Annotated in this window: 18 protein-coding genes; 8 read left to right on the forward strand and 10 right to left on the reverse strand. The window is 71.0% G+C overall.

Going from position 1 to position 20,087, the window contains the following annotated elements; all coding sequences use genetic code 11:
• The first annotated feature begins 373 nt into the window (after nucleotides 1-373).
• Nucleotides 374-1,312, forward strand: a complete 939-nt coding sequence (locus ASG32_RS15410) for a LysR family transcriptional regulator (RefSeq protein WP_056527693.1) — start codon at nucleotides 374-376, stop codon at nucleotides 1,310-1,312.
• Between the two features lie 9 nt (nucleotides 1,313-1,321).
• Here ASG32_RS15410 and ASG32_RS15415 read toward each other — a convergent pair whose 3' ends face one another.
• Nucleotides 1,322-2,809 (reverse strand): DUF2252 domain-containing protein, encoded by a 1,488-nt coding sequence (locus ASG32_RS15415; RefSeq protein WP_082557905.1) that lies wholly within the window; start codon nucleotides 2,807-2,809, stop codon nucleotides 1,322-1,324.
• Nucleotides 2,810-3,073: 264 nt separating this feature from the next.
• Between ASG32_RS15415 and ASG32_RS15420 the strand changes: the two genes are divergently transcribed.
• Genes ASG32_RS15420 through ASG32_RS15445 form a run of 7 tightly spaced genes read left to right on the forward strand, consistent with a single transcriptional unit; the run spans nucleotide 3,074 to nucleotide 11,591 of the window.
• Nucleotides 3,074-4,726, forward strand: a complete 1,653-nt coding sequence (locus ASG32_RS15420; protein ID WP_020095074.1) for an acetolactate synthase large subunit — start codon at nucleotides 3,074-3,076, stop codon at nucleotides 4,724-4,726.
• A gap of 43 nt (nucleotides 4,727-4,769) precedes the next feature.
• A complete protein-coding gene (locus ASG32_RS15425) occupies nucleotides 4,770-5,945 on the forward strand; it encodes an iron-containing alcohol dehydrogenase (RefSeq protein ID WP_020095073.1) in 1,176 nt (391 codons plus the stop codon).
• Nucleotides 5,942-6,121: a hypothetical protein gene (locus tag ASG32_RS33915; protein ID WP_157861978.1), complete on the forward strand. Its 180-nt coding sequence runs from the start codon at nucleotides 5,942-5,944 to the stop codon at nucleotides 6,119-6,121. Before ASG32_RS15425 ends, ASG32_RS33915 begins: the two co-directional genes overlap by 4 nt.
• A 14-nt stretch (nucleotides 6,122-6,135) precedes the next feature.
• On the forward strand, nucleotides 6,136-6,966 hold the full coding sequence (locus ASG32_RS15430; RefSeq protein WP_056527696.1) for a poly(R)-hydroxyalkanoic acid synthase subunit PhaE: 831 nt from the start codon (nucleotides 6,136-6,138) through the stop codon (nucleotides 6,964-6,966).
• Nucleotides 6,959-8,089: a class III poly(R)-hydroxyalkanoic acid synthase subunit PhaC gene (gene phaC / locus ASG32_RS15435; protein ID WP_056527699.1), complete on the forward strand. Its 1,131-nt coding sequence runs from the start codon at nucleotides 6,959-6,961 to the stop codon at nucleotides 8,087-8,089. The genes ASG32_RS15430 and phaC overlap by 8 nt, the downstream gene beginning before the upstream one ends.
• A gap of 24 nt (nucleotides 8,090-8,113) precedes the next feature.
• The gene (locus ASG32_RS15440) at nucleotides 8,114-10,126 is read left to right on the forward strand and encodes an acyl CoA:acetate/3-ketoacid CoA transferase (protein ID WP_056527703.1); all 2,013 of its coding nucleotides are present in this window, start codon (nucleotides 8,114-8,116) and stop codon (nucleotides 10,124-10,126) included.
• Nucleotides 10,119-11,591, forward strand: a complete 1,473-nt coding sequence (locus ASG32_RS15445) for an NAD-dependent succinate-semialdehyde dehydrogenase (RefSeq protein WP_020095068.1) — start codon at nucleotides 10,119-10,121, stop codon at nucleotides 11,589-11,591. The genes ASG32_RS15440 and ASG32_RS15445 overlap by 8 nt, the downstream gene beginning before the upstream one ends.
• 82 nt (nucleotides 11,592-11,673) lie before the next feature.
• Here ASG32_RS15445 and ASG32_RS15450 read toward each other — a convergent pair whose 3' ends face one another.
• The 9 genes from ASG32_RS15450 to pedF form a co-directional block, all read right to left on the reverse strand.
• Complete coding sequence (locus ASG32_RS15450; protein WP_056527705.1) at nucleotides 11,674-11,964, reverse strand: hypothetical protein; 291 nt, start codon at nucleotides 11,962-11,964, stop codon at nucleotides 11,674-11,676.
• Nucleotides 11,965-12,035: 71 nt separating this feature from the next.
• A complete protein-coding gene (locus ASG32_RS15455) occupies nucleotides 12,036-12,962 on the reverse strand; it encodes an HlyD family secretion protein (RefSeq protein ID WP_056527708.1) in 927 nt (308 codons plus the stop codon).
• Nucleotides 12,959-13,168, reverse strand: a complete 210-nt coding sequence (locus ASG32_RS15460) for a DUF1656 domain-containing protein (protein WP_056527710.1) — start codon at nucleotides 13,166-13,168, stop codon at nucleotides 12,959-12,961. Before ASG32_RS15460 ends, ASG32_RS15455 begins: the two co-directional genes overlap by 4 nt.
• Complete coding sequence (locus ASG32_RS15465) at nucleotides 13,165-15,213, reverse strand: FUSC family protein (protein ID WP_056527713.1); 2,049 nt, start codon at nucleotides 15,211-15,213, stop codon at nucleotides 13,165-13,167. The genes ASG32_RS15460 and ASG32_RS15465 overlap by 4 nt, the downstream gene beginning before the upstream one ends.
• Complete coding sequence (locus ASG32_RS35610; protein WP_280141583.1) at nucleotides 15,210-15,341, reverse strand: hypothetical protein; 132 nt, start codon at nucleotides 15,339-15,341, stop codon at nucleotides 15,210-15,212. Before ASG32_RS35610 ends, ASG32_RS15465 begins: the two co-directional genes overlap by 4 nt.
• A gap of 257 nt (nucleotides 15,342-15,598) precedes the next feature.
• Complete coding sequence (locus ASG32_RS15470) at nucleotides 15,599-16,258, reverse strand: response regulator transcription factor (RefSeq protein ID WP_056527716.1); 660 nt, start codon at nucleotides 16,256-16,258, stop codon at nucleotides 15,599-15,601.
• Nucleotides 16,259-16,432: 174 nt separating this feature from the next.
• Nucleotides 16,433-18,202 carry a PQQ-dependent methanol/ethanol family dehydrogenase gene (locus ASG32_RS15475; RefSeq protein ID WP_056527719.1) on the reverse strand — a complete coding sequence of 590 codons (1,770 nt, stop codon included), beginning with the start codon at nucleotides 18,200-18,202 and terminating at the stop codon, nucleotides 16,433-16,435.
• Between the two features lie 403 nt (nucleotides 18,203-18,605).
• The gene (locus ASG32_RS15480; protein WP_056527722.1) at nucleotides 18,606-19,466 is read right to left on the reverse strand and encodes a transporter substrate-binding domain-containing protein; all 861 of its coding nucleotides are present in this window, start codon (nucleotides 19,464-19,466) and stop codon (nucleotides 18,606-18,608) included.
• Nucleotides 19,456-19,875: a cytochrome c-550 PedF gene (pedF, locus tag ASG32_RS15485; protein ID WP_056527800.1), complete on the reverse strand. Its 420-nt coding sequence runs from the start codon at nucleotides 19,873-19,875 to the stop codon at nucleotides 19,456-19,458. The genes ASG32_RS15480 and pedF overlap by 11 nt, the downstream gene beginning before the upstream one ends.
• Between the last annotated feature and the right edge of the window lie 212 nt (nucleotides 19,876-20,087).

Below are 20,087 nucleotides of genomic sequence, written 5' to 3' on the forward strand. Positions count from 1 at the left end.
CAGCCACCGGGCGGGCCCCCGAAGGACGCCCCGGGATCGCTCCCGGGCCGCCGCGGACAGGTGCGGTCAGGAAGCACAAAATAGGAACATTGTCAAGGCAAACTGAGCCGCGCGCCGCGGTCGACGACGCTTCTCCGTCATCGCGAGCGCAGCGAAGCGACCCAGGGCGGCGCACCATCGGCAAGGTCGCCCTGCTGGCTCGCTTCGCTCCGCTCGCAAGGACGTCGGTGCCGAGAAACCATCGGCCGCGGGCACCGTCACATGGGCCGAGCCCTGCCGTCACTCCGGGACGCCGCGGCGCGACTTCGGGATGACGGGCAAGCCGTCGCATCTGCTATGTCGGCACTCCGACCCTCCACCGAACGCGACGCCCGTGGCCATCGACCATATCGATCTCAGCCGGATCGACCTGAACCTGCTGGTCGCCCTCGACGCGCTGCTCGACGAGCGCAGCGTCACGCGGGCCGCCGCGCGGGTCGGGATCGGCCAGTCAGCGATGAGCTCGAGCCTCGCCCGCCTGCGCCGCCTGTTCGACGACGAGCTCCTGACCCGGGCGCCGGACGGGATGCGGCCGACGCCCCGCGCCCTCAAGATCGCCGAGCCGCTGCGCGCCACCCTCCGGCAGGTGCAGGCGCTGGTGCACCGGGAGGAGCGGTTCGATCCGGCCACCGTCGCGCGCACCTTCACGGTGAGCCTGCCGGACAGCGTCGAGGCGCTGCTCGGGCCGCGGCTGATCGCGCAGCTCCGGCGGGACGCGCCCGGCATCCGGCTGCTGCTGCGCTCGGTCGACCGGACCCGGATCCTCGACGAGCTCGACGCCGACCGGGTCGACCTCGCCATCGGCCTGTTCTCGGAGGGGCAACTCCACCACAAGCAGCGCCTCCTCTACCGGGACAGCTACGTGGTGCTGTTCAACGCCGCCCTGATCGGCCTGGAGCCGCCGATCGGGCTCGACGATTACCTGCGCTTCCCCCACGTGCTGACGTCCCTGCGCGAGACCGCCCACGGGGTCGTCGACGACGCCCTCGCGCTGATCGGGCGCTCGCGCACCCTGGCGGTGACGACCCCGCGCTTCCTCGTGGTCCCGTTCATGGTCCGCGCGGCGCCGGTGATCGCCACGATGCACGCCCGGCTCGCCACCTCCTTCGCCAGCGCCCTGGCGCTGAGCGTCAGCCCCGTGCCGGTGCCCCTCGACGACGTGCCCGTGTCGATGCTGTGGCACGCCTCCTACGACCACGACCCGGCCCACCGCTGGCTGCGGGACCTCCTGGTCCGGCTGGCCCACGAGCCGCCGGCGCCGGGCATCATCTGAGCCCGGGGCTCAGAGGCAGGGATCGTCCGCGGCCTCCAGGCGGCCGCTCGCGATCGCCGCGCGGAACAGGGCGAAGTCGGCCGCATTGCGCTCCGCGTAGGCCGCGGCCCAGTCGGCGATCGCCCCGCTCAGGTCGTGGTGCTTGCCGCTGCCGCAATAGCCGGCGATCGCCGCCGCGTCCCCGGTCCGCGCATGGGCGCGCGCCAGCAGCGTCCCGTAGGCGTACGAGAAGGTCAGGAGCGGCGCGCCGGACATCCGCGCCAGCGGGATCGCGCCCTTCAGGTTCTTCATCTGGCGCACGTAGAACGGCCGGCCCGCGATGCTGGTCCAGCCGAGCAGCGGGTCGCCCACCGCCTGGAGCAGGCGCTGGCCGTAGATCACCCGCTCGCCCTCGTGCCCGGAGAACGGCGCCGGCACGCCCGGCAGGTACGGCGCGTGCGCCGGTCGGACCGCCTCCTTGACCTGCAGGAAGAGCGCGTCGGCGTCGGAATTGCCGAACAGCAGGGCGAGGTAGGCCCGGGTCCCGACGCTGCCGACGCCGACGACGCGGTGGGCGACGTCGACCACGTGGTAGCGGTCGAGCATGAAGCGCCGCTCCCGCGGCAGGGTCTCGGCGTAGCGCTCCAGGCCGGTGACGACGCCCTCGCGGGTCGCCGCGTCCACGGGCGTCAGGATCGGCGCGTCGGTCTGCAATTGCCAGGTGCCGTCGGTGCGCCGCTCGGCCACCTGGGCAAGCAGGCTGCGGTTGTTGCGACGCCGCGCCTTGTCGACCGCCCGGCGGACCACGGCCCGGGCCTCCGCGTTCATCTGCAGCCCGGCGATGTGCGGGCCGTCGGCGCGGGTCGTCTGGTACCAGACGTCGAGGGAGCCCTGCGGCGCGAGGCGCCGCATCGTGTGCTGGTAGCCGGAGACCGCCTCCATGACGGCCGCCCGCCGCTCGCCCGCCGGCAGGCCCGCGTCGTCGGTGGCGACCGCCAGCCCGGCCGCGAGGCGCTTGAGGTCCCACTCCCACGGGCCGATCGTGACCTCGTCGAAATCGTTGAGGTCGAGGACGATGTCGCGCTGCGGCGTGCCGAACAGGCCGAAATTGTCGGTGTGCGCGTCGCCGTTCATCACGACGTCGATGCCGCTGCGCGGCCCGCGCGACAGGTCCCAGGCCATGACGTGCGCGGCCCCGCGCAGGAACGCGAAGGGCGAGCTCGCCATCCGGGCGACCCGCAGCGGGATCAGGTGCGGCTGGCGGCCCGCGTGGGCGGCCTCGATCAGGGCGACCGGGTCGGGCCGGTCGGGATCGGAAGCCAGCGCGGCCTGGCCCGCGTGGGGCACCTCGGCGCGCAGCCGCTTGCCGGCCTTGCGCCGCTTGTCCCAGGCCTCGACGCCCGCGCGGAGGTCGATCCGCGGGAAATCGGCGACCGGTGCCAGCACCGAGTCCACGGCCGGGGCATCCGCCTCCCGGTCCCCCGGCGGCACGGTCTTGTCGCTCTCGATGCGATCCATCGCTATTCCATCGCGGCAGCCGGGTCGGCCCCGCCGGTGCGCTCGACCGGCCCGAAGCCGGGGCGGCGGACCGCACGTTAGCATCCGGCCGGCTCTGTGACGTCACGGGCCCGGACGGCCCTTGACCACCCTACAGGGGGGCCCTCTAACGAACCGAGTATTCGGGGGGTGTTCCTCCGTCTCGTGTCGTTCACGGCCTCGCGATCACAGTGCCGGAATCGACCCGGACGGCCGGGGAACACCGTTACATCAGCGAGACGTCGCATGCCCAAAGGTTCAGATCTCCTCGTCGCGGCCCTCGAGAACGAGGGCGTCGACCGCATCTTCGGGATTCCCGGGGAGGAGAACCTCGACGTCGTCGAATCTCTGCGCAACTCCAAGATCGAGCTGGTCCTGACCCGCCACGAGCAGGCGGCGAGCTTCATGGCCGCCACCCACGGCCGGCTCACCGGCCGCCCCGGCGTCTGCCTCTCGACGCTCGGCCCGGGCGCCCTGAACTTCTCCACCGGCGCGGCCTACGCCCATCTCGGCGCCATGCCGATGATCATCATCACCGGCCAGAAGGGCATCCTGTCCTCGCGCCAGGCCAAGTTCCAGATCGTCGACGTGATCTCGTCGATGAAGCCGATCACCAAGATGGCCCGGCAGATCGTCTCGGCCTCCTCGATCCCCACCATCGTGCGCGACGCCTTCCGGGTCGCCACCGAGGAGCGCCCCGGCCCGGTGCTGCTGGAGCTGCCCGAGGACATCGCCTCCGAGGAGGCCGAGGCCGACCTCGTCCCCTCGCACCCGATCGACATCCCGGTCGCGCATCCGACCGCGATCGCGCGCGCCGCGGACATGATCCTGAAGGCCAAGCGCCCGCTGATCATGCTGGGCGCCGCCGCGAGCCGCCCCCGCGCCACCGGCGAGCTCGGCGGCTTCGTACAGCGCACCGGCATCCCGTTCTTCACCACCCAGATGGGCAAGGGCACGGTGGCGGGCGGGACCGACCTCTACATGGGCACCGCGGCCCTCTCCGAGCGCGACTACGTCCACGAAGCAATCGACAAGGCCGACCTGATCATCGCCATCGGCCACGACACGATCGAGAAGCCGCCCTTCTTCATGGGCCAGGCCGACCAGAAGGTCGTCCACATCGGCTACATGCCGGCCAACGTCGAGCAGGTGTACTATCCGGATGCCGAGGTGGTCGGCGACCTCGGGCCGACGCTGAAGCTGCTGGCCGACAAGCTCGACGGCAAGCTCCCGAACGCGGGCGCGCTGCTGCACCTGCGCGAGCACATCCTCGGCCACATCGCCGACCGGGCCGGCGAGGACCGCTTCCCGGTGACGCCGCAGCGCCTCGTGCGGGACGTGCGCCGGGTGATCCCGGAGGACGGGATCGTGTGCCTCGACAACGGCATGTACAAGATCTGGTTCGCCCGGAACTACCGCACCTACGTCGCCAACACGCTGCTCCTCGACAACGCGCTGGCCACGATGGGCGCGGGCCTGCCCTCGGCCATGATGGCGGCGATGCTCTACCCGAAGCGGCGCGTGATGGCCGTGTGCGGCGACGGCGGGTTCATGATGAACAGCCAGGAGATGGAGACCGCCGTCCGGCTGAAGCTCAACCTCGTGGTGCTGGTGCTCGACGACTCGGCCTACGGGATGATCCGCTGGAAGCAGGCGGTCGACAAGTTCGCCGATTACGGCATGACCTTCAGCAATCCGGACTTCGTCCTCTACGCCAAGTCGTACGGGGCGACCGGCCACCGGGTCGAGTCGGTCAACGACCTCGTGCCGACGCTGGACCGGGCGTTCGCGGCGGGCGGGGTGCACCTCGTGGCGGTGCCGATCGACTACTCGGAGAACACCCGCGTGCTGGTCGACGAGCTGCGCGCCAAGGTGAAGGATTTCGAGCCGGCCGAGTGAGGCCGGTTTCGCAGATGGTCGGCACGCAAGACAGGGCAGCGCGATGAACCCGTTCACCTTCCAGACCACGCCGAACGTGCTGTTCGAGGCCGGCGCCGCGAAGAAGCTGCCCGAGATCGTCGGCAGCTTCGGGGCCAAGCGCGTCCTCCTCGTCACCGACAAGGGCGTGCGCGGCGCCGGCCTCACCCAGGCCGCCGAGGCGGCCCTGGCCGCCGCGGGCGTCACCCTCGACGTCTACGAGGACGTGGTCGCCGACCCGCCCTCGACGGTGATCGAGGCGGCGGCCAAGCGCGCCCGCGAGCTCGGGACCGACCTCGTCCTGTCGATCGGCGGCGGCTCGGCGCTCGATACCGCCAAGCTCGTGGCCTACCTCGCCAAGTCCGACGAGCCGCTCGACGCGATCTACGGCGTCGGCCTCGCCAAGGGCGACCGCCTGCCGCTGATCCTGGTGCCGACCACGGCCGGCACCGGCTCGGAGGTGACGCCGATCTCGATCGTCACGACGCCGACCACCGAGAAGAAGGGCGTCGTCGCCCCGAAGCTCCTGCCTGACTGGGCGGTGCTCGACCCGGAGCTGACGCTCGGCCTGCCGTCGCACGTCACCGCGGCGACCGGCATCGACGCCATGGTCCACGCCATCGAGGCCTTCACCAGCAAGAACAAGAAGAACCCGATCTCCGACCAGCTCGCCAAGCAGGCCCTGGCGCTGCTCTCGGCCAACATCCGGACCGCCTGCACGGACGGGAAGAACCTCGAGGCGCGCTCCGGCATGCTGCTCGGCTCGATGCTGGCCGGCATGGCCTTCGCCAACGCGCCGGTGGCGGCGGTGCACGCCCTCGCCTACCCGGTCGGCGCGATCTTCCACGTGCCGCACGGGCTCTCGAACGCCCTGGTGCTGATGGGGGTGATGCGCTTCAACCTCTCGCACGCTGAAGGACTCTACGCGGAGCTCGCGCCGATCCTCGACCCCGCCGCCGCGGACCTGCCGCGGCCCGAGGCCGCCAAGCGCTTCGTCGAGAGCCTCGACGCGATCTGCCGTGACTGCAAGGTGCCGGCCTCGCTCGCCGAGGTCGGCGTCGCCCGGCAGGACCTGGAGCGCATGGCCACCGACGCGATGAAGCAGACACGCCTCCTCGTGAACAACCCGCGCGAGGTCACCTACGACGACGCCTTCGCGATCTACGCCGAGGCGCTGGGAGAGGCGCGCCCGGCGGCGTGAGCATGACGACGGCGGTGATGCTGGGGCTGTCGCCCGATCAGTCCAGCCCACACCGTCATCGCGAGCGCAGCGAAGCGACCCAGGGCGGCGCGCCCTCGCCGAGCGTGGCGCTGCTGGATTGCTTCGCTTCGCTCGCAAAGACGGCGGGTTCGAAGACTTCAGCCCTGAGGCTGTGAGGAGAGACGCCAGCATGGACCAGTTCGACGCGTTCCGGGCGATGAGCGAGTTCTGGACCCGGGCCGGCGCGGGCTTCTTCACCCCCGGTGCCGGGCAGGCCGCGCCCGGCTTCGGCTGGCCGACCTTCCCAGGGGGCGACCTCGCGGATCTCGCCGCGGCGCAGGCCAAGCTGACCGAGGCCTGGACCGCCGCCAGCGCCCTCTCGCAGACGCTGACGCGCTCGCTCCAGGGCGGCCCCGGCGCGCCGGACCCGACCGCCGGAGCGGTGCTCGCCCGGATCTTCGATCCGCAGGCCTGGCTCGGCGGCTCGGCCGAGTTCGACGCCGCCCTGACCCGCATGGCCGAGGGCCCGCAGCTCGCCGACCTGTGGCAGACCGAGCGGCGCTACGCCGCGCTGTTCACCGCCTGGGCGAGCCTGCGGCGGGCGCAGAGCGAGCATCAGGCCGTGATGCTGCAGGCCTGGACGAAGGCGGCCGGGACCTTCGCGAAGGAGGCCAATGCCCGCGCCGAAAACGGCGAGAGCTTCGCCTCCGCCCGCGACATGATGAGCCGGTGGATCGAGACCGCCAACGCGGTCCTCCTGGAAGTCCAGCGCTCCGACGCGTTCCTGGCCTCGCAGCGGGCGGTCCTGCGGGCCTCCACGGACCTCCGGCTCGCCCAGCAGGACGTCGCGGCGTTCCTGTCCGAGTTCTACGGCCAGCCGACCCGGGCCGAGCTCGACGACGTCCACAAGAGCCTGACCGAGCTGCGCCGGGAAGTCCGGGCGCTCCGCCGCGAGCGTCGGCAGGCCGGCAAGACCGCGAGAGCCGGCGGTTCACGGGTCGGGGAGGACGCCCATGGCTGATCAGGAGAAGCCGAAGGGGCCGGCCGCCCCGCTGAATCTCACCCCGGCCGCGTTGCTGGCCGAGGTCGGCACCCTCGGCCGCCGCATCAGCGAGGGCGCCAGGCTGTTCGCCGATGTCAGCGACGCCGATGTCGAGATCGCCACCACGCCGAAGGACCTGGTCTGGAGCCAGGACAAGGTCAGCCTCTACCGCTACCGGCCGCTCGCCGAGAGCAAGGGCCTGCCGCCGGTGCTGATCGTCTACGGTCTGATCGGCCGCTACACGATGGCCGACCTTCAGGAGGACCGCTCGCTCGTCCGCAATCTCCTGAATCTCGGCCTCGACCTCTACGTGGTCGACTGGGGCAATCCGGGCCGGGCCGACCGCTACGTCACCATCGACGATTACGTGGACGGCTACCTCGCCGAGTGCGTCGCCTTCATCCAGGAGGCGGCCGGGCGGGATAAGGTCAGCCTGCTCGGCATCTGCGAGGGCGGCGTCTTCACCACCTGCTACGCGGCGCTCTACCCCGAGACCGTCAACGCGATGGTGCTGACCATCACGCCGATCGACTTCCACGCCGACACGCGGGAGAACCGGGCCGGCCACGGCTTCATCAATGTCTGGACGCGGTCGCTCACGCCCGAGGATGTCGACCGGCTGATCGAGGCGCAGGGGTCGCTGCCCGGCGCCTTCATGGGCTCGGTGTTCTCGATGATGACGCCGATGCGGACCATGACGAAGTACAACCTCGACCTGCTCGACGCCCTCGACGACAAGAAGAAGTTCCTGAACTTCCTCCGCATGGAGAAGTGGATCGCCGACCGGCCGGACCATCCCGGCGAGGCCGCCAAGCAGTGGCTGAAGGACCTCTACCAGGACAACAAGCTGGTCGAGAGCGCCTTCGAGCTCGGCGGCCGGAGGGTGGACCTGAAGGCCATCACCTGCCCGGTGCTGAACGTCTTCGCTCAGGACGACCACATCATCCCGCCGGCCACCTCGCAGGCGCTGAAGGATAAGATCGGCACCACCGACTACACCGAGATGGGGCTGCCCGGCGGCCATGTCGGCGTCTTCGTCGGCGGCAAGGCACAGAAGCTGCTGGGCTCCGGCATCGCCGACTGGCTCGGCAAGCGGGGATAACGTGCAGGCTCGGGGGAGTGCCGCATGGGCAGCCTGAAGAACAAGATCGTCAGCGCCGACGAGGCCGCCGCCATTCTGCAGGACGGCGACATGGTCGCGGTCTCGGGCTTCGTCGGGATCGGCACGCCCGACGAGCTGATCCTGGCGCTCGCCCGCCGCTTCGAATCCGGCAACGGCCCGCACGGGATCGGCCTGATGTTCGCCGCCGCCCCCGGCGACGGCAAGGAGCGCGGCCTCAACAAGCTCGCGATCCCGGGCCTCGTCCGCCGCGTCGTCGGCGGCCACTGGGCGCTCGTGCCGAAGCTCGGCGCCATGGCGGTGGCGGGCGAGATCGAGGCCTACAACCTGCCGCTCGGCGTGGTCTCGCACCTCTACCGCGAGATCGCCGCCCACACGCCGGGCCACATCACCAAGGTGGGCCTGCGCACCTTCGTCGACCCCCGTCTGGAGGGCGGCAAGCTCAACGCCGTCACGAAGGAGGACCTCGTCAGCGTGGTCGAGCTCGGCGGCGAATCCTGGCTCCACTACAAGGCCTTCCCGGTCAACGTCGCGCTGATCCGCGGCACCACGGCCGACCCGGCCGGCAACATCACCATGGAGCGCGAGGCGCTCACCCTCGACAACCTCGCGGCCGCCATGGCGGCGAAGAACTCGGGCGGCTTCGTGATCGCCCAGGTCGAGCGGCTCGCCGAGGCCGGCTCCCTCAACCCGCGCGAGGTGCAGGTGCCCGGCGTGCTGGTCGATTGCGTGGTGCTGAGCACGCCCGAGAACCACCGCCAGACCTACGGCACGCCCTACAACCACGCCTTCACGGGCCGCCAGCGCGTGCCGCTGGACCGCGTCGCCCCGATGGCGCTCGACACCCGCAAGGTCATCGCCCGGCGTTGCGCCTTCGAGCTGCCGCCGGGCGGCGTGGTCAATCTCGGCATCGGCATGCCCGAGGGCGTCGCGGCGGTCGCCGCCGAGGAGCGGGTGCTCAAGTACCTGACGCTCACCGCCGAGCCGGGCGTGATCGGCGGCCTGCCGCAGGGCGGCCTGGATTTCGGCGCCGCCCTGAACCCGGCCGCGGTGCTGCATCAGAACCAGCAATTCGATTTCTACGACGGCGGCGGCCTCGATCTCGCCTGCCTGGGCCTCGCCCAGTGCGACGCCGAGGGCAACGTCAACGTCAGCCGGTTCGGCAAGAAGCTCGCGGGCGCGGGCGGGTTCATCAACATCTCGCAGAACGCCAAGAGCCTCGTCTTCGCCGGCACCTTCACGGCCGACGGCCTCAAGGTGGCGGTGGAGGACGGCGGCATCCGGATCCTCAGCGAGGGCCGCTCGCAAAAATTCATCGCCGCGGTGGAGCAGGTGACGTTCTCGGGGGCCTACGCGGCCGAGCGCGGCCAGCCGGTGCTCTACGTGACCGAGCGCTGCGTGTTCCGCCGGACCCGGGCCGGCATGGAGCTGGTCGAGGTCGCGCCGGGCATCGACATCGCGCGCGACATCCTCGGGCAGATGGGCTTCACCCCGATCGTGCAGGATCCGCAGCCGATGGATCCGCGCCTGTTCCGCGAGTCCGTGATGGCGCTGGAGCCCTGGCTGCTGGGCCTCTCGCTGTCGGAGCGGATCAGCTACGACCCGGAGCGCAACATCCTGTTCTCGAACCTCGAAGGTTTCCAGGTCCGGACCATCGACGACGTCGAGCTGGTGCGCCGCGAATACGAGCGCGCCTGCCAGGAGATCGGCCGCAAGGTCCACCTGATCGCCAACTACGACGGGTTCGAGATCGACCCGACGGTGAGCGACGCCTACTTCTCGGCGATCGCCTATCTCGAAAACCGCTATTACGAGACCGCGTCCCGGTATACCACGAGCGCGTTCATGCGATTGAAACTCGGCGCCTCGTTGGCGAGCCGCGACCTGGCTCCCCATGTCTTCGAGACAAAAGCCGAGGCGCAGGCGAGGAATACGGCCCAGAGCGTGCCTCTCAAGCCGCGGCCCGGCATGTCCCAGCCCGACATGCCGCGGCCGCCGAAGGAACCGTTGGATGCCTGAGTTCGAGACCCCCTCCCTGAAGGACCGCGCCCTGCTGGTCGATGCCTGCCTGATCGGCGGCGCATGGTCGAAGGCCGGTTCCGGCAGCATCGACGTCACCAACCCGGCGACCGGCGCGCTGATCGCCAAGGTGCCGAATGCCGGCGCCGACGAGACCCGGCAGGCGATCAAGGCGGCGCACGAGGCCTACCCGGCGTGGCGCGCCAAGACCGCCAACGAGCGCGCCGTGCTGCTGCGCAAGCTCGCGGCGCTCGTGACCGAGCATCAGGAGGATCTGGCGCAGATCCTCACCGCCGAGCAGGGCAAGTCGCTGACCGAGTCCCGCGGCGAGGTCGCCATGTCGGCCGCCTACGTGCTGTGGTTCGCGGAAGAGGCGCGCCGCGTCTACGGCGACGTGGTCCCCTCCCCCTGGGGCGACCGCAAGATCCTCGTCACCAAGGAGCCGGTCGGCGTCGTGGCGGCGATCACGCCGTGGAACTTCCCGTCCTCGATGATCGCCCGCAAGATCGCCCCGGCTCTGGCCGCCGGCTGCCCGATCGTGATCAAGCCCGCCTCGCAGACCCCGCTCTCGGGCCTCGCCTGGGGCGTCCTGTGCGAGCGCGCCGGCTTCCCGGCCGGCACGGTCTCGATCCTCACCGGCTCGGCCCGGGCGATCGGCGCCGAGATGACCGGCAACCCGCTCGTCAAGAAGATCACGTTCACGGGCTCCACCGAGGTCGGCAAGGTGCTGCTGGAGCAGGCCGCCCACACGGTGAAGAAGGTCTCGATGGAACTCGGCGGCAACGCGCCCTTCATCGTGTTCGACGACGCCGACCTCGACAAGGCGGTGGCGGGCGCGATGCTGGCCAAATACCGCAATTCCGGCCAGACCTGCATCTGCACCAACCGCTTCCTCGTGCAGGACGGGATCTACGACGCCTTCGCGGAGAAGATGGCCGAGGCGGCCAACCGCCTGAAAGTCGGCAACGGCGTCGAGGACGGCGTCGCCCAGGGGCCGCTGATCGACATGGCCGCGGTGGAGAAGACCGAGGCCCATATCCGCGACGCCGTGGAGAAGGGCGGTCGGGTGGTGGCGGGCGGCCACCGCCACGCGCTGGGCGGCCAGTTCTTCGAGCCGACGGTGATCACCGGCGCCACCCCCGCCATGGCGGTGGCCCGGGAAGAGACCTTCGGGCCGCTGGCGCCGCTGTTCCGCTTCCGCGACGAGGCGGAGGCGATCCGCATGGCCAACGACACCGAGTACGGGCTCGCCTGCTACTTCTACACCCGCGACCTCGGCCGCACCTTCCGGGTCGCGGAGGCGCTGGAATACGGCATGGTCGGGATCAACGAGGGGATCATCACCACCGAGGTGGCGCCCTTCGGCGGCGTGAAGGAATCCGGCCTCGGCCGCGAGGGCTCGTACCAGGGCATCGAGGATTACCTGAACACCAAGTACCTGTGCGTGGGCGGCCTCGGCGCGTAGGGCCGAGGCACACGCCGGTCCGGATCGGGACCTGACGGGTTCTCCCTCCCCCCACGGCAGCGGGAGGGAGAACCGGCGGGGCCTACTTCCCGCTGGGCGCCGCGCCGCTGCCGGTGGCGCCGTTGCCCGAGCTGCTGCCGGCGGGGGCGCCGGGCGTGCTGACCCGCGGGCCGCCGCTGGTGCCGGGCGCCATGCCGACGCCGGTGGACCCGGTGCTCTCCATCGAGCCGGTCCCGGTCCCGGTGCCGCCCACCGCGCCGGACTTGTTGACGTTGCCCTGGTTGGCGCCGCCGGTCTGCGGCGCCTGAGCGAGCGCCGCGCCGGACGTGGCGAGAACGACGGACGTGGCGAGGGCGAGGATCGTCTTCGACATGGGACCTCCTGACATGACGTTGGTCTGCGGTGTCAGGCCAACCCGGGCGCGCCGGGATGGTTCGGCCGTCCTCAGCGGACGCGCGCCTCGCGCCACGCCGTCCAGGGCCAGCGCAGGGGCTCCCCGCCGGCCGCCGGCGCGATCGAGACCGTCGCGGTCCGGCCGCTCACCAACCGCGGATCCGCCGTGCCGCCGTCGAGGCTGATCCGCACCGGGATGCGCTGGGCGAGGCGCACCCACGAGAAGGTCGGGTTCACGTTCGCGAGCAGGTTGGAGGCGTCGCTGCGGCCGGTCTCGCCGATGCCGCCGGCGATGCTGGCGACGTGGCCGCGGAGCGCCCCGTCCTCGCCCATGAGCTCGACGGTCACGGGCGCGCCGACGCGGATCCGCGGCAGCTTCGTCTCCTCGAAGTAGCCCTCGACCCGGACGGTGTCGCTGTCGATCAGCGCCATGACGCCGCGTCCGGTGGTGACGTAGGCGCCCGGCCTCAGCTCCATGTTGGTGATCCGGCCGTTGACCGGGGCGCGCACCGCCGAGCGCTCCAGGTTGAGCTTGGCGAGGTCGCGATCCGCCAAGCCCTGCTCGTAGGCGGCCCGCGCCGACAGGTCGGCCGCCTTGGCGGCCTCGACCCGCTGCTGCGACACCGCCGCGTCGGAGAGCCTGCTGTAGCGGGCGTAGTCGGCCGCCTCCTGCTCGGCGGTCGCCTTGCGGCCCTCCACCATCGCCTCCGCCTGCCGCAGCCCCAAGCGGAACCGGTCCGGATCGATCCGGAACAGGATGTCGCCCTTCCGCACGACCTGATTGTCCTCCACCAGCACCTCGGTGACGAGGCCGGAGACGTCGGGGGCCACCGCCACCACGTCGGCGCGCACGCGCCCGTCCCGGGTCCAGGGGGCGTCCATGTAATAGTCCCACAGACCGAGGCCGACGATCAGCGCCGCGGTGACCATCCCGAGGGTGACCAGGAGGCGGCCGAGGGCGGAGAACAGGGCGGTCATGGCAGGGTCCGGTGGGCGAGGGTCACGACGCCGCCGAGCAGGACGACGTAGAGGGCGAGGTCGAAGAGCGGCCGGTGCCAGACGAGGCGGTAGAGGCCGGTCGCCGCGAGCAGGCGGCGCAGCGGCAGGCTGAGCGCGAAGGCGGCAGCCATCCAGAGGGCGAGGCCCGGCACGAACACGCCGCAGAGGTCGATCTCGCCCATCATGCCGCCATCTCCCGGTGGTCCAGGGCTGGCGCCGCCCGGTAGGCCGGCGCGTCGGCGAAGAGCCCGCGGCGCAGGCCGGTGAGGCCGATCAGGGCGGCGCGCCGCTCCGGCGACGGGGCCGCGCCCGCGACGGCGTCGAGCGCCTCGTCCAGCGCCGCGAGCAGCGCCGCGTCCGGCCGGTCGGTCCGGCCGCGCAGCTGGCGCGCCGCCAGCGCGAGGACCCGGTCGACGGTGCTGCGGGCCGGGCCCGTCAGCCGCCGGCGCACCCGGCGGACCTCCACGAGGTTGATGCCCACCCGGACATCGGCCAGCAGGTCGCCCACGGAGGCGGACGTGTCCGCGGGCAGGCTCGCGAGCCGCGGCGCGATCAGGCCGACGCGGTCGAGCATGAGGGCCGCGAGTTCGAGCCCGTGGCCGGTGCCGCGCCCGGCCGCGGCGGCCGCGAGGCTGCGGCGGTTGATCCCGATCAGCCGCCGCGCGCTCCAGCCGGCGCCGACCGAGCGGATCACCCGGGTCACCGCGGCGGCGATCCACATGCCCACCACCGAGGCGATCACCCCGTTGGCGAAGGGCGCGAAGTCCCCGCTGTAGCCGTTCTGGAGGGCCAGCAGGGTCGCGCCGTTCAGCGCCGCGCCCATGCCCATCGGGGCGGTGCGCGGCTGCGTTATCATCAATCCGCACAGGATCAGGGCCGGCGCGAGCGCGAGGGCCAGCATCTCGAAGGAGGTGGCGAGCGGCAGCACGGCGAACAGGTAGAGGCCCGCGCCGAGGGCGCCGACGATCGCCGAGTTGGCGAAGCTCAGGATCTGCGGCGCGGGATCGTCCTGCGCGGCGAACAGGCAGCAGGCGACCGCGCCCATCATCGGCGCCGCGGAGCCGTCCGGCCAGCCGGTGGCGATCCAGATGGCGCAGCAGGCGAGCAGGCCCGCGAACACCCCGAAGGCCGAGAACGCGGCCAGCCCGTGGTCCCGGTGGCGGATCGACCGGACGCGGGCCGTGTAGGCGAAGGCGAGCGGCGCGCGGGGCGCGGTGCCGGCCGCGAGGTGGCCGCGCAGTGCCCGCAGATCCTGGCGCAGGTCGATGACGTCGCGCAGGCGCGCCGCGAGGCTCGCGAGGAGGAGCGTGTTCCAGTCCGGCGCCCGGCCGAGGGCGGGCTCGAACCCGTCGATCCGGTCGCGCAGCCGCGCGGCGCGATCCGGATCGTCGACCTCGTCGGCGAGCCAGGCGATGAGGTCCGACAGGAAGGCCCGGACCCGCGCCGGAACAGCGCCGGCTTGCTCGAGGGCGGCGACGCGGTCCGCCACGGCGGCGACGATCGGCAGGACCATCAGCATGTGCTGACGGAGGGGCGCGAAGGCCTCGGCGGCGCGCTCCGCGCCCGTCGCCTCGTTGCGCAGGGCGAGGCCGAGGGCGTCGAGGCCGATCGCGTCCGAGGCGAGGCGCAGGCGCCGGCCCTGGCTCGGCCCAACGGCCTCCGGCGCGCGGGCGGCCGCGAGGGCGCTCCGGATCCAGGCCCGGGCCTCCGCCGACCAGTCGTTCAGCCGTCCGACGATGAGCGGGGCCGCCGATTGCGGCAGGATCAGCGTGGCGGCGAGGCTGGCGCAGACGATACCGAGGGAGATCTCCTCGGCCCGCGCCACCGCCGTGTCGAAGATCGCCCCGGGATCGTCGACGGCGGGGAAACCGATCAGCGCCGCCGTGTAGCCGGCGAGCATCGGCAGGTAGCTCGCGGGGGTCCGGTCGAGGAGGGAGACGTAGAGGCAGAGCGCGACCCAGAGCGCCACCGCGAGGCTCAGCAGGAGCGGCGCGTTCACGAGGTTCGGCACCAGCACGACGCTGACCGCCGCGCCGAGCACGGTGCCGCAGACCCGGTACGCGGCCTTCGCGCGCGTCGCGCCGGAGAGGACCTGGCTGGTGATGTAGACGGTGCCGAGGGCCCAGTAGGGCCGCGGCAGGTCGATCCAGAGCGCGAGGTACAGGGCGAGCATCGCCGCCGCGTAGGTCTTCAGCGCGAAGGCCCAGTCGCGCCATCCGGGGAGGGTCACGGCACCGGCTCCGGCTCGGGCGCGGCCCCGACGGTGGCGCGGCGCCGTTGGCGGCCGGTGGTCAGGAGGGCGTGGGTGTCGATCTGCTGATGTCGCCCGCGCGTCGTCGGACCATCGATGCCGGTCACAACCTGATCCACCGTCGCGAGGAGCCGGCGAGGTCACCGGATCAATCGGCTCGCACGCCGATAGATAGCCTCATATCGATCTCGATTGAGGGGTGCCGCGATGGGTCAGGTCTGCGTCAGATGAATGAGTCGACCAATGACTTGGGTTTGTTCTGCGGCAGGCGCATATGATCCGGTCGCTGCACGGGGCGGGTCCGGACGCGCAGCCGCGGTCTCGGCAATCCCCGAGCCGCAGGCCGGATCCCGCGATCGCGTCGTTAGGCCGAGTGGCTGTTGTGGATCTGGTCGAAGTCGAGGGACGCCGTGTCGATCACGATCTGCGTGCGGCTGATGACCTCGAGCTTGCGCAGGATCTCCGAGACGTGCGCCTTCACGGTCGAGTCGCCGACCTGGAGCTCGTGGGCGATCTGCTTGTTGAGCTTGCCCTGACGGATCATCATCAGGACCCGCAATTGCTGCGGCGTCAGCCGGGCGAGGCGCTCGGCCAGCGGCGCCTTCTTGGACCGGGGCGCGGGCGCGCCGGCCTCGGCGAGCCCGGGCGGCAGGAACAGCGCCCCGCTCATCACCTCGGTGATCGCCCGGGTGAGCGTCGCCTTGTCCATGGCCTTGGGGACGAAGCCCGCCGCCCCGTGCTGCAGGGCCTCGCGGACGATGCGCGGATCCTCGTGGCCGGAGACGACCAGGATCGGGATGCGCGGGAAGCTCGCCCGGATGGTGATCAGCCCGTCGAAGCCGGTCACGCCGCGCATGGACAGGTCGAGGAGCGTCAGGTCGATGCCGCGGTTCGCGGCCAGCACCGCGCAGGCCGCCTCGATCCCGTCGGCCTCGTGCAGCACCGCGTCCGGGTGCGCGAGGCGGATCGTGGCCGCCAGGGCGTCGCGGAACAGCGGGTGGTCATCGACGATCAGGAGATGCACGGAGACCTCGGTCCTTCGCTCGAGATCCTCACAGGATCCGCCGAATACGCGGGCGGGAGGTCCGAAGGTGATCGATGCGGTCCCGGGGCGCAAGCGGGTGTTGAGACGACAGCCCGGCCCCGGGACCTGGGCGTGCCGGCCCGCGGGGACCGGCACGCTTTCGGTTGCGGGCCCTCAGCGCGACGCCACCGTCTTCGGCAGCTTGAACGCCCAGAAGCTGCCGCCCTGGTTGATGCCGGCCGTCGACTTGGCGACCTCGCCGCCCCAGAGCGGGACCGCGCCGCCCCAGCCGGCCGCGACGCCGACCCACTGCTCGCCGTCCTGCTCCCAGGTGATCGGCGAGGAGACCACGCCGGTCCCGACCTGGAACTTCCAGACCTCCTCGCCGGTCTTGGCGTCGAAGGCCTTCAGGAAGCCCTCCGGTGTGCCGGTGAAGACGAGGTTGCCCGCCGTGGTGAGCACGCCGGCCCAGAGCGGGGCCTTGTTCTTGTACTCCCACACGACCTTGCCGGAGGCCGGGTCGATCGCCTTGAGCGAGCCGATATGGTCGTCGAAGACCGGCTTGATGGTGAAGCCGGCGCCGAGGTAGGCGGCACCCTTCTTGTAGTTCACCGGCTCGTTCCAGATATCCATGCCCCACTCGTTGGAGGGCACGTAGAACAGCTTGGTGTCGGGGCTGTAGCCGATCGGCATCCAGTTCTTGCCGCCGAGGAAGCTCGGCACCGCGAAGACCGACTTGCCCTTCTTGTCGTCGCCGGTCGCCTTGCTCGGGTCGCCGGGGCGGTTCTCCTCGTTGTAGATCGGGCGGCCGTTCTCATCGATGCCCTTGGCCCAGTTGATCTTCTCGACGAACGGCGTCGCCGAGATGAACTTCCCGTTGGTCCGGTCGAGAACGTAGAAGAAGCCGTTGCGGTCGGCGGTGGCGCCGGCCTTGATGGTCTTGCCGCCCTTGTTCAGGTCGAACGGCACGAACTCGTTGACGCCGTCGAAGTCCCAGCCGTCGTGCGGGGTGGTCTGGAAGCCCCAGACGATCTCGCCGTTGTCGGGGTTGAGGGCGAGCCGCGAGGAGGTCCACTTGTTGTCGCCCGGCCGCAGCCAGGAGTTCCACGGGCCGGGGTTGCCGGTTCCGAAGTAGATCAGGTTGGTCTCGGGATCGTAGGTGCCGCCGAGCCACGTGGCGCCGCCGCCGAACTTCCACATGTCGCCGGGCCAGCTCTCGTTGACCTTGCCGGTCATGGTCGAGGGCTTGCCGTTGAGCTCGCCCATGTGACCCTCGATCACGGGGCGCTTCCACACGACCTCGCCGGTCTCGGCGTCGCGGGCCTCGATCCGCCCGATCACGCCGAACTCGCCGCCCGACACACCGGTGATGATCTTGCCCTTCACGATGATCGGGGCGGCCGTGTAGCTGTAGCCGGCCTTGAAGTCGTCGATCTCCTTCCGCCAGACGACCTTGCCGGTCTTGGTGTTGAGCGCGACGAGCTTGGCGTCGAGCGTGCCGAAATAGACGTTGTCCTTGTAGAGCGCGGCGCCGCGGTTCACCACGTCGCAGCAGGGCAGGATGCCCTCCGGCAGGCGGGCGTCGTACTCCCACTTCTTCTCGCCGCTGCGGGAGTCGATCGCGTACATGCGCGAGTACGAGCCCGTGACGTAGATGATGCCGTCCTTGACCAGCGCCTGGCTCTCCTGGCCGCGCTGCTTCTCGCCGCCGAACGAGAACGACCACGCCGGGACGAGGCCCTTGATGTTGTCGCGGTTGAGCGTCTTCAGCGGGCTGAAGCGCTGGGCCTGCGGGCCGAGGCCGTAGGTGACCACGTCGCCGGGCGTCTTGGCGTCGTTGATGATGTCCTGCTCGGTGACCCCCTGGGCCATGGCCGGCAGGGCGCCGCCCGCCACGAGGGCGGCGACGCCCACCGCGGCGAGGAACCGGGTCCGCATTCTCATGACGTGTCCTCCGTGGTCGGCCCCGGTCCGTGTGGCCGGGGCATCCGGGTTTCGACGCGGGCCGCACGAGTCGCGGGGCGCCCCCTTGGAGGACGAAGCTATCGGGCTTCTCAGGAAAGTCTTATTGCCCATTGGTCCAATGAGCCGACACTGAATGCTGGCGAAACCGGTGTATTTTTTAGATCAAACCCAAACGTCAGCGAGCCTCTGAGAAATAGCCAACCTGATAGGTAAAACAATGTGAATTGCCGTCATCGCGAGCGCAGCGAAGCGACCCAGAGCAGCGCGACATCGCAAGACGTGGCGCCACCTGGATTGCTTCGCTGCGCTCGCAAAGACGGGTTCTTGAGTAGATCAGGCTACCGAAAAGCCAGAATTGCGATGACTGGTGACCTGGCGTTCCTCAATACCCCTTCGGCGGCGCGTAGGTGACGCCGTAGCTCTCGCAGATCGCCCTGAGCCGACCCTCCGCGTTCAGTGCCGTGATCGCGTCCCCGACCGCGTAGGCGAGGTCGCGGGAATCGGTCTTCACCGCGCCGCCGATCTCCCAGCGCGTTTTCACCAGCCCCGTCGACGGGACCGTGGCGATCGGGTTGTCGTCCTTCGGGGCCTTCGCGGCGGACAGGGCCGCCTCGATCGCCGCGCGGCTCCCGGCCAGGATCGGCGCCTCGCCGGCGAGGTAGGCCTTCGCGGCCTCCTCGAAGCTCCTGTAATGCTTCAGGTTCGGGCGGAAGCGGCCGCCCTGGGCGGTCAGCAGCATCAGGTCGGCGGCGCCCGTGCCCTCGAGCGCGACGCTCCGGTCGCCGATATCGTCGAGGCGGTCGAAGCCGTCCAGCGCGCCCTTCCGGTACGCGAAGGCAATCTCCTGCTCGAAGTACGGCGCCGTGAAGAACACCTGCTCGTTGCGCAGGGCGAGCTGCCGGTCAGTCGGCACGTGCAGCATCAGGTCGGCGAGCGGCGTGCCGGCGAGGTCGCCGCGCCACAGGGTCAGGCGCAGGTCGCCGTCGACGTTCTCGCCGGCGTCGACCACGCGCAGGTCGAGCTTCACCTTGAGCCTGTCGGCGATCGCGCGGGCGAGATCGACGTCGATCCCGCGGGGCTTGCCGGTCTCCTCCCCGGAGAACGGCGCGTTGTCGCCGTAGACCGCCACCCGCAGGGTGCCGTCGGCCACGATCTGGTCCAGGGGGCGCGCGGCCGCCTCCGGCTGGAACCGGAGGGCCGCGAGCAGGCCGCAGGCGAGGAGGAGCCGCGCGCTACTCCTCATGCTTCGACTCGATGTAGCTCCGGATCGCCCAAAGGCCCTCCTGCGAGATCACACCCTCGAAGGCCGGCATCTTGGTCACGCCGTTGATGACGGCGCCGTGCTTCATGCGCTCGACGAAGTACTCGTCGCCCTCCTTGCCCTGCGGCAGGTAGCGCAGGTCCGGGGCGAGGCCGCCGGAGATCATCTCCAGGCCGTGGCAGCGGGCGCAGTTCTGGTTGAAGCCCGAGGCGCCGATCGCGATGGCGTGCTTGTCGTTCTTGTAGGGGTTCTCGGCGACCCACTCGGCGCCCAGGGGCTTGAGGCCGTCGGTGTTGACCGGCTGGGGCTGGACGTCGCCGTGCCCGAGGGCGCCGCTGGCCGCCAGCGCCAGTCCCAGCGCCGCGAGCACGCCGCCCGCCGCCGTCTTCATCGTGCGCATCCGCCCCTCCCGTCGTCGTTGCACGACGGTTAGCAAGTACCGGACGGCGGACCCATTATGCTTTGGTACGGATCGGCCAGATTAGCGCCATCCACCACTTGTGTTGCACTGCATCGAAACCGGTTTGTGCACCTTGGTCTAATATCGGAGGGCGCAACTCCGCTCCTAGACTCCCGGCCAAAGACGAGCGCCGCGGGGCTGGA

Origin of the sequence: Methylobacterium sp. Leaf361 (genome assembly GCF_001424445.1) — a bacterium.
Taxonomy (GTDB): Bacteria; Pseudomonadota; Alphaproteobacteria; order Rhizobiales; family Beijerinckiaceae; genus Methylobacterium.

Bases quoted from the DNA above. Each gene is read 5' to 3' on its own strand.
- ASG32_RS15415 (WP_082557905.1), bottom strand. From the start codon at position 2,809: ATGGATCGCATCGAGAGCGACAAGACCGTGCCGCCGGGGGACCGGGAG.
- ASG32_RS15420 (WP_020095074.1), top strand. From the start codon at position 3,074: ATGCCCAAAGGTTCAGATCTCCTCGTCGCGGCCCTCGAGAACGAGGGC.
- ASG32_RS15425 (WP_020095073.1), top strand. From the start codon at position 4,770: ATGAACCCGTTCACCTTCCAGACCACGCCGAACGTGCTGTTCGAGGCC.
- ASG32_RS15430 (WP_056527696.1), top strand. From the start codon at position 6,136: ATGGACCAGTTCGACGCGTTCCGGGCGATGAGCGAGTTCTGGACCCGG.
- phaC (WP_056527699.1), top strand. From the start codon at position 6,959: ATGGCTGATCAGGAGAAGCCGAAGGGGCCGGCCGCCCCGCTGAATCTC.
- ASG32_RS15440 (WP_056527703.1), top strand. From the start codon at position 8,114: ATGGGCAGCCTGAAGAACAAGATCGTCAGCGCCGACGAGGCCGCCGCC.
- ASG32_RS15445 (WP_020095068.1), top strand. From the start codon at position 10,119: ATGCCTGAGTTCGAGACCCCCTCCCTGAAGGACCGCGCCCTGCTGGTC.
- ASG32_RS15450 (WP_056527705.1), bottom strand. From the start codon at position 11,964: ATGTCGAAGACGATCCTCGCCCTCGCCACGTCCGTCGTTCTCGCCACG.
- ASG32_RS15455 (WP_056527708.1), bottom strand. From the start codon at position 12,962: ATGACCGCCCTGTTCTCCGCCCTCGGCCGCCTCCTGGTCACCCTCGGG.
- ASG32_RS15460 (WP_056527710.1), bottom strand. From the start codon at position 13,168: ATGATGGGCGAGATCGACCTCTGCGGCGTGTTCGTGCCGGGCCTCGCC.
- ASG32_RS15475 (WP_056527719.1), bottom strand. From the start codon at position 18,202: ATGAGAATGCGGACCCGGTTCCTCGCCGCGGTGGGCGTCGCCGCCCTC.
- ASG32_RS15480 (WP_056527722.1), bottom strand. From the start codon at position 19,466: ATGAGGAGTAGCGCGCGGCTCCTCCTCGCCTGCGGCCTGCTCGCGGCC.
- pedF (WP_056527800.1), bottom strand. From the start codon at position 19,875: ATGAAGACGGCGGCGGGCGGCGTGCTCGCGGCGCTGGGACTGGCGCTG.